The sequence below is a fragment of the Pseudomonas subflava genome, from assembly GCF_023823685.1.
Classification (GTDB): domain Bacteria; phylum Pseudomonadota; class Gammaproteobacteria; order Pseudomonadales; family Pseudomonadaceae; genus Aquipseudomonas; species Aquipseudomonas subflava.
The window spans coordinates 123,816-138,242 of sequence record NZ_JAMXBF010000003.1 but is presented as its reverse complement, the minus strand read 5'-3'; the positions used below and the strand labels follow the sequence as shown (position 1 = coordinate 138,242).

General features: G+C 69.4%; 12 protein-coding genes. 3 read left to right on the top strand and 9 right to left on the bottom strand.

The window, feature by feature from the left end:
• Positions 1–31 precede the first annotated feature (31 nt).
• The 3 genes from NF616_RS04095 to NF616_RS04085 all read right to left on the bottom strand — a co-directional run bounded on the left by NF616_RS04095 (position 32) and on the right by NF616_RS04085 (position 4,016).
• Positions 32–1,951, bottom strand: coding sequence for a putative nucleotidyltransferase substrate binding domain-containing protein (locus tag NF616_RS04095; protein ID WP_252271785.1), 1,920 nt, complete (start codon positions 1,949–1,951; stop codon positions 32–34).
• Between the two features lie 65 nt (positions 1,952–2,016).
• Positions 2,017–3,138 carry a YbfB/YjiJ family MFS transporter gene (locus NF616_RS04090; RefSeq protein WP_252271784.1) on the bottom strand — a complete coding sequence of 374 codons (1,122 nt, stop codon included), beginning with the start codon at positions 3,136–3,138 and terminating at the stop codon, positions 2,017–2,019.
• The gene (locus NF616_RS04085) at positions 3,138–4,016 is read right to left on the bottom strand and encodes a LysR substrate-binding domain-containing protein (RefSeq protein ID WP_252271783.1); all 879 of its coding nucleotides are present in this window, start codon (positions 4,014–4,016) and stop codon (positions 3,138–3,140) included. Before NF616_RS04085 ends, NF616_RS04090 begins: the two co-directional genes overlap by 1 nt.
• Positions 4,017–4,101: 85 nt before the next feature.
• Here NF616_RS04085 and NF616_RS04080 point away from each other — a divergent pair, with 85 nt between their 5' ends.
• The gene (locus NF616_RS04080; protein WP_252271782.1) at positions 4,102–5,142 is read left to right on the top strand and encodes an NAD(P)H-dependent flavin oxidoreductase; all 1,041 of its coding nucleotides are present in this window, start codon (positions 4,102–4,104) and stop codon (positions 5,140–5,142) included.
• A gap of 389 nt (positions 5,143–5,531) precedes the next feature.
• Here NF616_RS04080 and NF616_RS04075 read toward each other — a convergent pair whose 3' ends face one another.
• The 6 genes from NF616_RS04075 to NF616_RS04050 form a co-directional block, all read right to left on the bottom strand.
• A complete protein-coding gene (locus NF616_RS04075; protein WP_252271781.1) occupies positions 5,532–5,936 on the bottom strand; it encodes a phosphate ABC transporter substrate-binding protein in 405 nt (134 codons plus the stop codon).
• Positions 5,937–5,947: 11 nt separating this feature from the next.
• Positions 5,948–7,105 carry a hypothetical protein gene (locus tag NF616_RS04070; protein WP_252271780.1) on the bottom strand — a complete coding sequence of 386 codons (1,158 nt, stop codon included), beginning with the start codon at positions 7,103–7,105 and terminating at the stop codon, positions 5,948–5,950.
• Between the two features lie 22 nt (positions 7,106–7,127).
• Positions 7,128–8,750, bottom strand: coding sequence for a methyl-accepting chemotaxis protein (locus NF616_RS04065; protein ID WP_252271779.1), 1,623 nt, complete (start codon positions 8,748–8,750; stop codon positions 7,128–7,130).
• A gap of 366 nt (positions 8,751–9,116) precedes the next feature.
• On the bottom strand, positions 9,117–10,214 hold the full coding sequence (locus NF616_RS04060; protein ID WP_252271778.1) for a M14 family metallopeptidase: 1,098 nt from the start codon (positions 10,212–10,214) through the stop codon (positions 9,117–9,119).
• A 159-nt stretch (positions 10,215–10,373) separates the two neighbouring features.
• A complete protein-coding gene (locus NF616_RS04055; protein ID WP_252271777.1) occupies positions 10,374–11,843 on the bottom strand; it encodes a CapA family protein in 1,470 nt (489 codons plus the stop codon).
• Between the two features lie 18 nt (positions 11,844–11,861).
• Complete coding sequence (locus tag NF616_RS04050; RefSeq protein WP_252271776.1) at positions 11,862–13,172, bottom strand: MFS transporter; 1,311 nt, start codon at positions 13,170–13,172, stop codon at positions 11,862–11,864.
• A 247-nt stretch (positions 13,173–13,419) separates the two neighbouring features.
• Between NF616_RS04050 and NF616_RS04045 the strand changes: the two genes are divergently transcribed.
• Both NF616_RS04045 and NF616_RS04040 read left to right on the top strand, forming a co-directional pair.
• Positions 13,420–13,884 carry an OsmC family protein gene (locus NF616_RS04045; RefSeq protein WP_252271775.1) on the top strand — a complete coding sequence of 155 codons (465 nt, stop codon included), beginning with the start codon at positions 13,420–13,422 and terminating at the stop codon, positions 13,882–13,884.
• An 11-nt stretch (positions 13,885–13,895) separates the two neighbouring features.
• The gene (locus tag NF616_RS04040) at positions 13,896–14,423 is read left to right on the top strand and encodes a hypothetical protein (RefSeq protein ID WP_252271774.1); all 528 of its coding nucleotides are present in this window, start codon (positions 13,896–13,898) and stop codon (positions 14,421–14,423) included.
• The last annotated feature ends 4 nt before the right edge of the window (positions 14,424–14,427 follow it).

The following is a 14,427-nucleotide window of genomic DNA, read 5'->3' as shown; positions in this document are numbered from 1 at the left end:
GTGCGCACGGCGCACCCTGTGCAGGCCGGGCTCATAGCTGGTAACGCAGCGCCAGGCTGGCCTGCAGGCGCTGGGCCTGACGGAAGGATTCGCGCAGGATGCGCCGGTCCAGGTGGTTGAGGCTGTCCGGGTCGAGGCGGTTGGTCAGCGGCAGGCCCTGGGCCGCCTGCTGCTGGTGCAGCTGCAGGCGGGTCTGCTGGATGAAGTGGTAGGCCTCCTCGTAGGCGGCGCCGTCCTGGGCGTCGATCACCCGCAGGCGCACCAGTTCGGCGAAGCGGCGCAGGGTGTTGCTGTCGGCCACGCCGTGCGCCAGGGCCAGCAGGCGGGCGCCGTCGACGAAGGGCGTGAGGCCTTCCTCCTTGAGGTCGAGGGTGTCCTTCTCGGCACCCTTGCGCGCCACCACGAAGTCGCGGAAGCGTCCCAGCGGCGGGCGGTGGCGCAGAGCATTGGCCGCCAGCAGGCGCTGGAACAGGCTGTTGTCGGCCACCTCGGCGAGCAACTGCCGGCGCAGCTGGGCGCAACCCTGCTCATCGCCCCAGACCACGCGCAGGTCGAAGTAGATGCTCGAGCCCAGCAGGCTCTCCGGGGTGGCCTCGCGGACGAAGGCGGAGAAGCGCCGCGTCCACTCCCGGCGCGACAGGCACAGTTCCGGATTGCCGGCCATGATGTTGCCGCGGCACAGGGCGAAGCCGCACTCGGCGAGCAGCTGGTTGATGCGCTTGGCGTAGGGCAGCAGGCGCTGGCGGATGCGTTCGGCCTCGGCGGCGTCGGCCGCCTCGAAGAGGATGCCGTTGTCCTGGTCGGTGTGCAGGGTCTGCTCGCGGCGGCCCTCGCTGCCGAAGCACAGCCAGCTGAATGGCACGCCGGGGTCGCCCAGCTCCTCCAGAACAAGCTCGATCACCCGGCACACGGTGTGATCGTTGAGCAGGGTGACCAGCTGGGTGATCTGGGTGGAGCTGGCGCCGTGGGCCAGCATGCGCTCGACCAGCAGGCGGATGTCGCTGCGCAGCGCCACCAGTGTCTCCAGGCGCCCGGCGTGGCGGATGGTGCGCGCCAGGTGCACCAGGTCGACGCGCTGCAGGGAGAACAGGTCGCGCTCGGACACCACGCCGACCAGGCGCTCGTGCTCCACCAGGCAGACGTGGGCGATGTGCCGCTCGGTCATCGCCAGGGCGGCGTCGAAGGCGCTGGCGTCGGGGGGCAGATGGAACGGGCGCTGGGTCATCAATGCGCTGATCGGCTGTTCCAGCGATTCCCCGGCCGCCACCACCCGGCGCAGGTCGCGCAGGGTGAAGATGCCGTTGGGCTGGGCCTGGTCATCGACGATAACGATGCTGCCGACATGCTGCTCGTGCATGCGCCGCACCGCGTCGCGCAACGGCGTGTCGGCGCTGCAGGCCACCGGCTGCTGCGGCGCCAGTTCGCGCAGCGGGGTATCCAGCGAGTACTGCGCGCCGAGGTTCTCGGCGGCGCGCAGCTGCACCTGCTGGTTGACTTGGTCGAGCAGGCTGCTGACCCCGCGCAGGGCGAAGTCGCGGAAGGGGGCGGACTGGGCGAACAGGCGGACGAAGGCGTCCTTGCCCAGCAGCAGGCAGAAGGTATCCTCGCCGGCCAGGTGCTCGGTGCGGGTGGCGCGCTCGCCGAGCAGGGCGGCCAGGGGGAAGCATTCGCCGCTGGCGATCTCGAAGGTGGTCTCGCTGCCGCGCCGGGCCGAGTGCGGGCGTTCGCCGACCACCTGGCCCTGCTTGACGATGTAGAAGTGCTGCACCGGCCCGTCGCCGGGCTTGATGATGCTCTCGCCGGCGGCATAGAAGCGCAGCTGGCAATGCTCCACCAGGTAGGCCAGCTGGGCGCTGTCCATCTGATTGAACGGCGGGTACTTGCGCAGGAACTCCATGGTGCCGTGGATGTTCTGCAGCACGGCCGTCTTGCCCGCGGCGCTGGACGACATGCGGCGTTCCGGAGGTGAGGTCATGCGCCGATGGTCGCGCCTGCGGCGTGCGCCGCCTATTGGACCTAGGTCGCAGGCGCCGGGCGCGGCAGGCTCAGCAGCGCCGCCAGGGCCAGGCCCGCGGCGGCGCACAGCAGGGCGGGAGCGAAGTGCCGGAAGTGGCCGTGCAGGGCCTCGGCGAGCAGCGGCCCGGCGATCTGGCCCACGCCATAGCTGGCGGTCATCCACGCCGCCAGTTGCGGCGTGTGCCGCGATTCGCCCCGGGCGGCGGCCATGGCGATGGTCACCGTACCCATGAAGGTGCCGCCGACCAGCAGCGCGCTGAGCAGGCCGCCGGCGAGGCCGTCATCGAGCGCCGGCAACGCCACGCCGATGGCCTGCAGCCCCAGGTTGAGCGCCAGCGCCCGGCGCGTCCCCAGGCGCTCGCGCAGGCCGTGCCAGAGGAAACACGAGGGCACCGCGCCCAGGCCGAAGGCGGCCCAGATCTGCAGCGGGTCAATGCCGTTCAGGCCGTCGCGCAGCAACAGTGGTAGGTAGGTGGCGGTGACGATGTAGCCGAAGCCGGCCAGGCCGTAGAGCGTGACCAGGCGCGCGGCCGGCAGTGCGCGCTCGGGCGGCGCCTGTGTGGCGGTTGTGGGAGTCGTCTGGCGCAGCGCCAGAGTGGCGGGCAGGATCAGCATCAGCGCCGCTATGCCCAGCAGTAACCACTGGGCCGGGCTGTGCCAGCCAAGCCGTTGTCCGGCGGCGAGCAGCTCGGCGGACAGGAGGATGCCCAGGCCGACGCCGGCGTAGAGCACCGGCGCGGCTCGCGGATGATGGTCGGCGCGCAGCAGCCACAGCGACGCGCCGACCAGGGTCAGGGCGCTGGCCACGCCGGCGAGCAAACGCAGCGGCAGGACGCTGGTGACGCTCGGTGCGGCGGCCATCGCCAGCAGGCAGGCCAGGCTGCCGAACAGGCCGGCGCGGCACAGCGTCGCCGGCTGCCAGGGGTGTTTCCAGGCCAGCAGCAGGGCGCCGAGCAGGTAGCCGGCATAGTTCGCCGAGGCGGCCAGGGAGCCGCCGCGAAGGTCGAGCACGCCGTCGGTCATCATCTGCGGATAGAGGCCGGTGAAGGCGAAACGGCCGAAGCCCATGCCGACCGCCAGCATCAGGGCGCCGGTCAGGGCATCGCGCAGTGGCCGGTCCATTACTCGGGGCTCCGCAGCCGTTCGTGCAGGCGCTCAACGGCGATGCTGGCGCTGCCCCGGCGGCGGATCAGCAGGGTGTCCAGCGTCAGCAGTGGCACGCTGCGCACGGCCGGGGCCTGGCGCGGCAGTTTCAGCAGCGAGCGCGGCATCACGCCGACGCAGGCGCCCGCCGCCACGCAGGCGAGAATGGCGTGGTAGGAGCCCACCTCCTGCACGCGCACGGGTGGGCCGCCGGCGCCCAGCCAGCTGAGGGCGATATGGCGATAGCTGCAGCCCTGGGCGAAGCCCGCCAGGGTGCGGATCTGCACCTGCTCCGGTTGCTCCACCGGAGGATGGTCGGCCGGCAGTACCAGCAGCAGTTCCTCGCGGAACACCGGCTGCGCGTCCACGCCATCCGGCAGGGCCTCGGCCTGCCAGCCGCCCTGCTGCCAGCTGTGCGGCTGGGCGATCAGCGCGCAGTCCAGGCGTCGCGCCAGGACCGCCTCGAGCAGCGGCAGGCTGGGACCGGTGCTGACCTCCAGGGCGACCTGCGGGTGGTCGCGGTGAAAGCGCGCCAGCGGTTGCGGCAGGCGCGCGGCGGCCGTGCTTTCCATCGTGCCCAGGCGCAGGCTGCCGGCGGGGTCTTGCGGGTGCAGGGCCTGGCGCGCCTCGTCGGCCAGCGCCAACAACTGTTCGGCGTAGGCGAGGAAGGTGCTGCCACGCTCGGTCAGCAGCATGCGCTTGCCCTCGCGCAGGAACAGCGCGGCGCCGAGCTCTTCTTCCAGCTGCTGGATGCGCGTGGTCACGCTGGACTGGGCGCGCTGCAGGCTCTGCGCGGCGCGGGTGACGCTCTGCTCGAGGGCAACGGTGCGGAAGAGGGCGAGGTTGGTCAGATCCATGGGCTTCTATAAATCTCGAAATGAGAATAGAGTTTTCGAAATAATCTTGTTTTGAGATTGATTGGTCAATCCTGCGGAGGTTTTCATGTCATCCCTGTGCACGTTGCTCGGCATCCGCCATCCCATCATCCAAGCGCCTATGGTCGGTGTGTCCACGCCGGCCTTGGCTGCCGCGGTGTCCGAGGCCGGAGGCCTGGGCTCGCTGGGCCTGGGCGCCAGCAGCACGGCGCAGGCCCGCGAGCTGGTCGAGCAGACCCGCGCGCTGACGGCCAAAGCGTTCAATCTCAACCTGTTCTGCCACCGCCCGGCGACCGCCGACGCCGCGCGCGAGGCGGCCTGGCTGGAACGCCTGCGGCCGCTGTTCGCCGAGTTCGGCGCCGAGCCGCCGGCCCGGCTGCGCGAGATCTATCAGAGCTTCCTGGCCGACCCGAACATGCTCGAGCTGTTGCTGGAGCTGCGCCCGGCGGTGGTCAGCTTCCACTTCGGCATGCCGCCGCAGGACTGGATCGAGCGCCTGCAGCGGGTCGGCATCCGCACCCTGGCCTGCGTCACCACGCCGGAGGAGGCACGGCTGGCCGAAGCCGCCGGTGTGGATGCGCTGGTGGCCCAGGGCGTGGAAGCCGGCGGCCATCGCGGCGTGTTCGCGCCCGAGCACGGCGATGCCGGCCTCGGCACCCTGGCCCTGGTGCGTCTGCTGGCGCAGCAGTCGCGCCTGCCGGTGATCGCCGCCGGCGGCATCATGGACGGCGCCGGCATTCGCGCCGCCCTGGCCCTGGGCGCGTCCGGCGTGCAGCTGGGCACGGCCTTCGTGCTCTGTCCGGAGTCCGCGGCCAACGCCGCCTACCGCGCGGCGCTGAAGGGCGAGCAGGCGGCGCGCACCGAGATCACCGCGAATATCTCCGGCCGCCCGGCCCGCGGCCTGCCCAATCGCCTGTACGGCGACCTCGGCGCGGCGTTGCCGGACTACCCGATCTGCTACGACGCCGCCAAGGCCCTGCACGCGGCCGCGAGCGCCCGGGGCAACCACGACTTCGCCGCACAATGGGCCGGCCAGGGCGCACCGCTGGCGCGCGAGATGCCGGCGGCGGAACTGCTGGCGACGCTGGTGAAGGAGATGCACGCGTAGGGTGCGCCGTGCGCACCTCGGGAGGCTCGATGCCAATGGTGCGCATGGCGCACCCTACGGATGGCTGGTGGCGACGCTGGTGAAGGAGATGCGCGCGTAGGGTGCGCCGCGCGCACTCGGGAGGCTCGATGGCCAATGGTGCGCGTGGCGCACCCTACGGATGGCTGCTGGCGACGCTGCTGAAGGGGATGCACGCGTAGGTGCGCCGTGCGCACCTCGGGAGGCTCGATGGCCAAGGGTGCGCATGGCGCAACCTACGGATGGCGTGCCTCCGGTGTTGCTCGGGAAGCAGGGTGCGCCACTGGCATGGGCGGCGCGTGTCGAAAACGGCGCAATAAAAAAGGCCGGCGGGTCACCCCGTCGGCCTTTTTCGTTGCGCTACCCCTGAATCAGGGCAGGGTGAACAGCACCTTGACCTGGTCGGTTACGGCGGCCTTGTCCACGTAGCCGATGGCATCGGCTTCGGCGGCGACCTTGGCCACCGCCTCGGCATCGCCGGCCACGCTCGGCAGCGGCTGGCCCTTGCCGGTGAACACCAGGCCGGACCAGTAGGACTTCAGCTGGGCTTCGTTCTTCTTGGTGACCGAGGTATAGAACTTCTCCTTGGTCGGGTTCCAGTCTTTCTGGTCGACGCCTTTCAGCGACTTGTTCTTGCCCAGGAAGATGTTGGCGACGTCGGACTGCGACGGAGTCGCCGCGGCGCCGGCGTTGACGATCACGGCGACTTCGGCCTGGGCCGCGACGGCGGCGCTCAGGCTGGCGGCGGTGAGGAGGATGCGGATGGACTGCTTCATGGACACGCTCCTCAGAACACGAAGTCGACGCCGGCGCTGATGATGTCGCCGTCGTAGTTGCGCGCCGGAACGCCGAGGGCACCGCCGGTGACGTCGCTCACGGTGTTGTCGTACAGCTCCTGTGCATCACGCACGAACACGCCGTCGTAACCGCCCTGGGTGTCGACGCGCTTGTACTCGCCCTTGAGCACCACGGTCGGCAGGACGTTGTAGTTCAGGCCGAGGGTCCAGGAGTTCTGGCGACCTTCGTCCTCGTCCAGCTGGGCGTAGGTGACGTGGGCCAGGAAATCGCCGAAGCGGCGGCCGCCCATCAGGTAGAAGGAGTCGGTGCTGGCGCTGCCGTCGTTCTCGATCACGCGGCTGGTCCACTCGTTGGCGGTCAGCCAGGTGCCGTTGTCGTACTGGTAGCCGATGGAGGTGAACTTGCCCTTTTCCTTGTCCAGCGCCAGCAGGGTGGCGGTGCCCGGGTTGCCCAGCAGGTCGGTGAAGCTGCCGGCGATCTCGGTCTCGATGTCGGCCTCGACGTAGCCGACGCGGAAGGTGCCGAAGTCGTTGGTGGCCAGGCTCACGCTGGAACCGAAGACGTTGTCGTAGTCGATGTCGAACTCTTCGTCATACAGGTAGTAGTCGCGGTTCTTGGCGACGCCGCCGGCGACCTGGAACGACAGGGTGGCGAAGGACAGCGGCAGGTTGTAGACCAGGTCTGCGCCTTCGTAGTTGGACAGCTGGACCTGGCTGTAGACCTCGTCCGGCAGACGCAGCCAGGGGTAGGCGAAGCCCACGTCGATGCTCTCGGAGTACATGTAGACCGGGGTGCGCAGACGGCCGAAGCGCATCATCAGGTTGTCGGTGCTCTGCCAGGACAGGTAGGCCCACTCCAGATTGGCCTTCCACTCGTCGGCATAGGCCTTGGCGGTGGTCTGCAGGGTCAGGCCGACGGTGTCGGTGACGCCGTAGGTCAGCTGGGCGCCGAACTTGCTCAGCTGGTCGCCGCGCCAGGAGTCGGTGGTCTGGCCGGAGAGGCCGTAGCCGCGGCCGTCGTCTTCACCACCCAGGTGGGTGACGCCGACGGTGCCGAAACCGTTGATGAGGGCCTCGCCTTGTTCCAGCGCGAATGCCGAGGTGCTGGCCAGGCAGATCGCCAGGCCGAGAACGCGGGCAGTAGTCATGCAGTGATGCTCCAATGAAAGGTTAAACGCGGAATTGGGCCGTCGCCGCGCGCAGGTGGTCCCCTGTGCTGACCAGCTGCTCGCCGAGGCGTGCGGTGGCTTCGGCCCCATGTGCGGTTGCTTGGGCGTCCTGCTGCAACACTTGGGTATCTTGTTGGATGGAACTGGACAAGCCGATCTGCTCGTGGGTGAGCTGGGCGATGCCGGCGTTCAGTTCGTCGATCTGGCCCACCGCGGAGACGATGGACTCGAGCATGCGGGTGGCTTCCACCGAGCGCTCGATGCTGTGCTGGGCCTTGTCGCCGTTGGCGGTCATGACGTTGAGCACACCGTTGGCGCTGTTCTGCAGACGCTGGATGATCTGCTGGATCTCGGCGGTGGAGGCGGCGGTCTTCTGCGCCAGATTGCGCACCTCGTCGGCGACCACGGCGAAGCCGCGACCCTGCTCGCCGGCGCGGGCGGCTTCGATGGCGGCGTTGAGCGCCAGCAGGTTGGTCTGCTCGGCGATGCTGCGGATCACGGTGAGCACCGAGCCCACCTGCTGGGTTTCTTCCTCCAGCTGCTGCATGGCCTGCACCGCGCCGAGCACGCTGCTGCCCAGGTCGCTGATGCTGGTCGACAGGCCGCCGATGCTGGCGCGCGCGGCATCGGCCTGGCGCGAGGCATCGCCGGCGCCCTGGGAGGCCTGCTGCGAGCGCTGCGCCACTTCCTGGATGCTGCTGGTCATGGTCTGGATGTCGCGGCTGATCGAGTCGGTATGGCCCTGCTGCGACTTGGCATTCTCTTCCGAGCCCTGGGTCAGCCGGTACAGCTCCTGGGACATGCTGCCCAGCGGGCTGGCGGCCTCGATGATCTGGCGGATGGTGCCCTGCAGCTTGTCGAGGAAGCCGTTGAACAGCTGGATCATCTCGCCGATCTCGTCGCGCGAGTCGACGTTGACCCGGCGGGTCAGGTCGCCGTCGCCTTTGGCGATGGCCTGCAGCGACTCGATCACGCCGTGCACATTGCCCATGATGCCGCGGATGATTACCCAGGCGCCGAGGCCGACCAAGGCCACCAGCAGGGCGCTGAGGATATAGCCGGCGCGGGTGGTCTCGGCGTTGTCGGTGCGGGCCTGGCCGAGGGTGCTCTGGAAGTCCTCGTAGGCGTGGGCGCGGAAGGCGGCGCCGAGTTGCTGCGCGGCGGCCAGGTCGCTGGCCATGCGGTCCAGGCTCGGGCGCAGGTCTTCGAAGCCGGCGCTGCCCTTGATCAGTTGCTCGGAGGCGGACAGGGCATTGTCGGCGTAGCGGCCGATGGCCTGGCGCCAGTCCTCCAGTTCGCCGGCACGCTCGGCGTTGGCGCGGGTCAGCGGCTGCAGCTGCTGCTGCAGGCCGGCGATATCGCCGAGCACCTTGCGCGCCTCGTCGAGCGTCGCCAGCTCGCCCGCGGCCACGGCGCTGTTGAGCAGGCCGGGCAGGCGGGAGAACTGGAAATTGACCGCGTCGGCCTTCTCCAGCGTCGGGAAGCTGTGGGTCTCGAGGGTGTCCAGGCGGGCATCGTTGGCCGCCAGCTGTGTCGAGGTGTAGACCACGAACAGCAGCAGGCCCAGCAGGGCAACGGCGGGCAGCAGCGACAACTTCAGGGTCAGCGACAGATTCTTGAGCATTTGGCAGGTACCCAAAGGGGGGCGCGAATTGTACAGAAAGCCGTTTGGTGGCTGAAGGCCATCGGTCAGTCATCCCGTGACTGCAGATAGCGTCTGTGTGGTGAGTCCCTCCTATGTCGGCTGCGCCTTTTCTTTCTATAGCCGCTGACGGGCGGCTGCGCCTGAGCCATGACGCGGCGGAACGGGCCGCGGCCAAGCTGTGTGCACCGCTCTCGGGTCGGTGCAGGCAGCCGCAAGCCTGCGCCACACGGGGGCTGGCGCGGCGGTTGGGGGATGCAAGCGAGGCGGTTCAGGCGCCGCTATAGCTGTTCTGCCGCGCACCGCGAAACCCGACGAACTGCAGGCGAAGCGGCTGTTCCGGCCTGGTCAGGACGCGCGGGGCAGCGGCGTGGCGAGCCCGTCCAGCGCCTGGTCGAGCACTTCGCGGGCCTGTTCGAGCACCTGGGCCTTCCAGTCATCGGCATCGACATAGAAGGCGTCGCGCAGCTGCTGCTTGATGCGCTGCTGTCGGGCCGGCGCGACCTGCGGGTTGCGATGCAGCCAGTGGTCGCCACGCATGGCGTTGAGCACCTGCAGGCCGGGCAGGGTGCCGTATTCCAGGGTCAGGCCGTTGTACTCGGCCTGCGGGCAGGTCAGCGGCACCACGTTGTCGATGGTGCCGTTGAGCTTGGCCGAGACCGAGTTGCCCTCGGCGCTGTTGGTCACCCGCTCGCCCCACCAGCGGCGGCAGCGGGCGATGTCTTCCGGCGTCTGCCGACCCTTGTAGATGCGCTCGCCGATGCCGCGCGGGCCGAGGCCGGTGTGGATGTCGATCCAGGCGATGCGGCGGCACTGCAGGCCATGCTGCTGCAGCACCCGCTCCAGCGTGAGGCGGCTCCAGGTCGGTGCGTTGCCGGCGTAGAACATCCCCGTCGGGTCGTCGCTCTGCCCGCGCGAGATGGCGCCCTGCAGGGCCATGCGGCCGTGGCGCAGCGAATAGCCGAGCAGGCCCAGGGTGCTGAGCAGCGTCGGCGGCTGGCGCCTGGGCAGCAGCAGGTGGGCGATGGCGCGGTAGTCGGGGTTGTCCGGCAGCGGCTGGCTGAAGTCGAGGAAGTTGCGATTGAGGTCGACGTTGTCCTCGGTCACCCGGCGCAGCCAGGAGAAGCCGTGCGGGTTGAGCGCGTGGATGAACAGCACGGCCAGGTCGTCGCGTTTGCAGCGCTCGAGCCAGGCCGGGTCGCGCAGATGCTCGACCTGGATGCCGGAGCCGCAGAAGCCCTCGGCGCCGTGGCAGGCGCTGCTGAGAATCAGCAGGTTGGCGGCGTCGGCGGCGCCGAGGCGGGCGACATCCATGGCCAGTTCCTCGCCGTCGCGGCCGCGCAGCGGATGGACGTGGGATTCGACGGCGAGGCCGGCGCCGGCGCAGGCCTGGAGAAATTTCTGCCGGGCCTCGGCGTAGCGTTGCGAGAAGCTGGAGAGATCCATGCGTGATGTTCCTTGTGTGAAAGCGGCCCGCGGGGTTTCGCGGGCACGGCCGAGCCTGCGGCGCGGGCTCGTGGCCTTTGCCGGGCGACGGAGAGGTCGTTGGAGGTGGGGCTAAGCCCCGGGCTGGCGGCCTTGTGGACCGCTAGCCCGGAACGGGCGTCATGAATCGATCACGACGCGGCCGAGGCTGCTCTGCTGCTCGCCGACCCGCACGGTCTCGATCTCGATGCGGGTGCCGAACGCGGCGGACAGATCGCGCAGGCGCTCGAGGATGCGCCGCGCCTGGGTGTCGTTCTCGGGCGTATCCAGGGCCAGGCGCGGGATGCCGCGCTCGGCGTCGCGGCCTTCGAAGCCCAGCTCGATCGGGTGCAGGAGCAGCTCCTTGAGGGTTCCGGCTGCGTTGAAGTGGCACTCGGCGATCACGCTCTCGAACCACACCGGCTCGCTGAAGATGCCGACCACGCGCTTCCACTCGAGGAACTCGGCCGCGGTGGTCAGGCGCGGATTGGTGATGCCCTTGGGCCCGATGAAGGCCTCGGCGGCCAGCCACTCGCGGCTTTCCCACTTGTCCGCCGGCATCAGCTTCATGCTGTTGTCCATGAAGCAGAAGTTGCCCAGCGAATACAGCAGCGGCTTGCCGTTGTAGATGTCGATGCCGCGGATCTGGTGCGGGCCGTGGCCGCAGAGCATGTCGGCGCCGTTGTCGACCAGGTTGCGGGCCAGGGCTGGCAGGTAGTTGGGCACCTCGATGCACTGGTTGTCCGGCTCGTGGGTGTGCTGGGCGACGATGGCGAAGTCGCTGCTCTGCTTGGCCTGGCGCAGGTTGCGCAGGATGTCGGCCTGGTCGAGCTTGTCGCACTCGTAGTGGATGCGCACGGTGCCCGGCGCCGCATTCGGGTCGACGCGGTAGTGCAGGGCCATCCCTAAGTGCACGCTGTGCTCGCCGTGCAGGGTACGCAGCAGGTAGTGGTCCTGGAAGGCCTCCTGCTCGTTGAGGCGCTTGAGCACGGCGAAGTCCTGCGGGCTGACCAGGCGGTGTGGCGTGGTGCGCAGCGGGCTCAGGCCTGGGCGCGGCGGCACCATGCCGAGGCCATCGGCGGCCGGGGCGTTGGCCTCGAAGGTGGTGGCGTAGGAGATCAGCGAGACGCGCGCCTTGGTCGTGTCGACGAAGGCCGGCGCGCGGGCGGCGGCCAGGCTGGAGCCGGTGCCGGCGTGAGCGATGCCGGCGTCATCCAGCAGTTCGTCGGTCATCTTCAGGCCGGCCGCGCCCCAGTCCAGCGCGTGGTTGTTGGCGCGCGACATCATGTTGAAGCCGATGCCGGCCAGGTCCGCCGGCGCATCCGCGTCGCTGAGCAGCCAGGAGAAGCCGGACAGCGCCTCGGGGTAGCCGTCGTAGCGGTTGAAGTCGATGGCGGTGCATTCGTAGTTGCCCACCACCACGTCGCCACGCTTGAGGATGTCGAGCAGCTCGGGCGACTTGCGCGCCAGCTTGGCGGCGATGGCATGGGTGATGATGATGTCGCCGACGGCGACCACACAGAAGCCGTCTTCCACGTCGGCGTCGCGCCAGCTATCCGGCAGGGTGATGCGTTCGGGGCGTTGCTGGGGCGAGGGGACTCGTTTGTGCATCTCGGAAAGCTTCCTGGCTCAGGCCTGGCTCGCAGCCGGCTCGTTGTTGGATTCGTGATTGCTGGTGCGGGCGGCCAGGGTGCTGCGGTCGCGTTCGGGCTCGACCAGGCGCAGGGCCAGCGCGCCACCGGCGATCAGGGCGATGCCGAACAGGCCGACGGCCAGCTCGAAGCCCCTGACCAGGTCGCCGCCTTCCCAGCCGATGGCCTGGCCGACCACGTGCGGGGCGAGCATGCCGGCGCTGGTCATCAGGCCGATGTGCAGGGCCAGCATGCTGCCGCGCTGTTTGGCCGGGGCGATGTAGGCGATGGTGGTGTTGGAGAAGGTGGTCACCAGGTTCACCACGATGCCGCCGATCAGGTACAGGGTGATGGTCATGGCCACGCCCTGCTCGACGAAGCCCATCAGGGCCATGGCGATGCCGCCGACCACGCAGGCGATGGCCGGTGGGAAGACCATGGCCAGGCGCACGCTGGCACCGCGCTTGAGGGCGCGCTGCGACAGGCTGGAGACCAGCAGGTTGAGGGCGATCACGCCGAGGGTGGCCGCCATCACCACATAGCCGGACTGCATCGGGCTCATGCCCAGACCTTTCTGCAGGTAGGTCGGCACCCAGCTGTAGATCAGCGCATTGGGCAGGTAGCTGCAGAAGCCGAGCAGGGTGATGAAGATGAAGGTGCGGTTGAGCAGCAGGTGGCGGTAGCGGGCGGTGCCGCCGGTCATTTCGCCGGCGGCCTCGTCGTGCCGGCCCTCGCGGCCGATGCACAGCCAGATGACCAGCCAGAGCAAACCGACGCCGGCGAGGATCAGGTAGCCGAGGCGCCAGCCCAGGTGCTGGATCAGCAGGGGCAGCGACAGCGCGCCGAGGATGGCGCCGACCATGATCGCGATATGGATCCAGGCGCCCGGCAGCACCCGCTCGCGCGGGGCGTACCACTTGAACGCGGCGTGCTGGGTCACCGCCGTGCCCGGGCCGCAGCCGGCGCCGAGCAGCATGCGGCTGGCGACCAGGGCGTAGAAGCTGGTGGAGATGGCCGTGAGGATCTGCGCGGCCATCCATACCAGCGACATGCCGGAGAGAATCCAGCGGCTGGCCACGCGGTTGGCGAGGAAGCCGACCAGCACGCCCGACACCGAGTAGAGGAAGAAGAAGGCGCTGCCGATGAAGCCGAACTGCTCGGGGGTGAGCTTGAGCTCGTCGATGATCTGCGGGCCGGCGAAGGCGAAGATGGTCTTGTCCAGCACGCTGATGACCATCACGGCCAGCAGCATCAGGACCACCAGCGCGCGCTTGTCGTCGGCCGGCTTGTTGTTGAAAAGGGACGGCATGGATCGAATCTCGCTCGGGGCATCGGCCCTCGGTGCGTGTCCGCATCCAGGGCGTTCGGTGAATAGGTTCGGGCTCCGAGCGCGTTCCGGTCATGCGGCGCGGCGCTGCGGGAGCTGGTGCGGCGCAGCATGCCTCAGGCGCGGCGGCTGCGGATAATCACCTCTGCGCATGTGTATCGGCTTTGGTTATGTGCACCGGCGCGACGCACGGTTATGCTGGTCCGCCCGCCTGGTTCGGAGACCTGCGATGGCGATCCATAGCGCTGAAATCCTCTGGTCGCGCGGCGATCAGGACTTCCTCGACAACCGCTACAGCCGCGCGCACCTGTGGCGCTTCGATGGCGGCGTGGAGGTGCCGGCCTCGTCCTCGCCACACGTGGTGCCGCTGCCCGGCTCGCGAGCGGACGCGGTGGACCCGGAAGAAGCCTTCGTCGCCTCGCTGTCCAGCTGCCACATGCTCTGGTTCCTGTCGCTGGCCGCGCGCGACGGCTGGCGGGTGGACGCCTACCGCGACCTGGCCGAGGGCCGCATGGGCCGCAACGCCGAGGGCCGCCTGGCCATGCTCCGCGTCACCTTGCGCCCGCAGGTGAGCTTCGCCGGCACCGCCCCCAGCCGCGAGCAGCTCGACGCGTTGCACCACCAGGCTCATGAAGAGTGCTTCATCGCCAGCTCGGTGAAGACCGAGGTGCTCTGCGAGCCGGTCGATTCCTGAGGAGAACGGAAATGCGCACGCCCTCCAGGCGCATGCACGACGCCCCCACGCCCGCCGATGTCGGCTCGCCCGGCCTGCACCGGGTGGCCTGGGCGTTGCCGACCGGGCTGCTCGTGGCGGTCTGCCTGCAGCCTCGTCTGCTCTGGATCGTCGCGGGCCTGGCCGTACTGGGGCTGGGGACGGTGTGGCGCGAGCGCCGTCATCTGGCGCGGCTGGCTGCACAGCGCCAGGGCGAATCCATCTGCCAGTTCACCCGCGCCTTTGCGTGGCGGCGGGTGGATACCTGGGTGATTCGTGCCGTGTACGCGTCGCTGCACGGCCATCTGGGCGGGCAGGTGCCGATCCGCGCCGATGACCGACTGAAGCAGGACCTGTGGCTGGATGACGAAGATCTGGACCTCGACCTGCTCGCGGAAATGGCCCGGCTCAGCGGCCGCTCGCTGGAGCGGACCGCGGACAATCCCTGGTTCGACCGGGTGACCACCGTGCGCGACCTGGTGGCGTTCCTCGAACACCAGCCGCGTCTGGCGCCGGCCTGAGTGT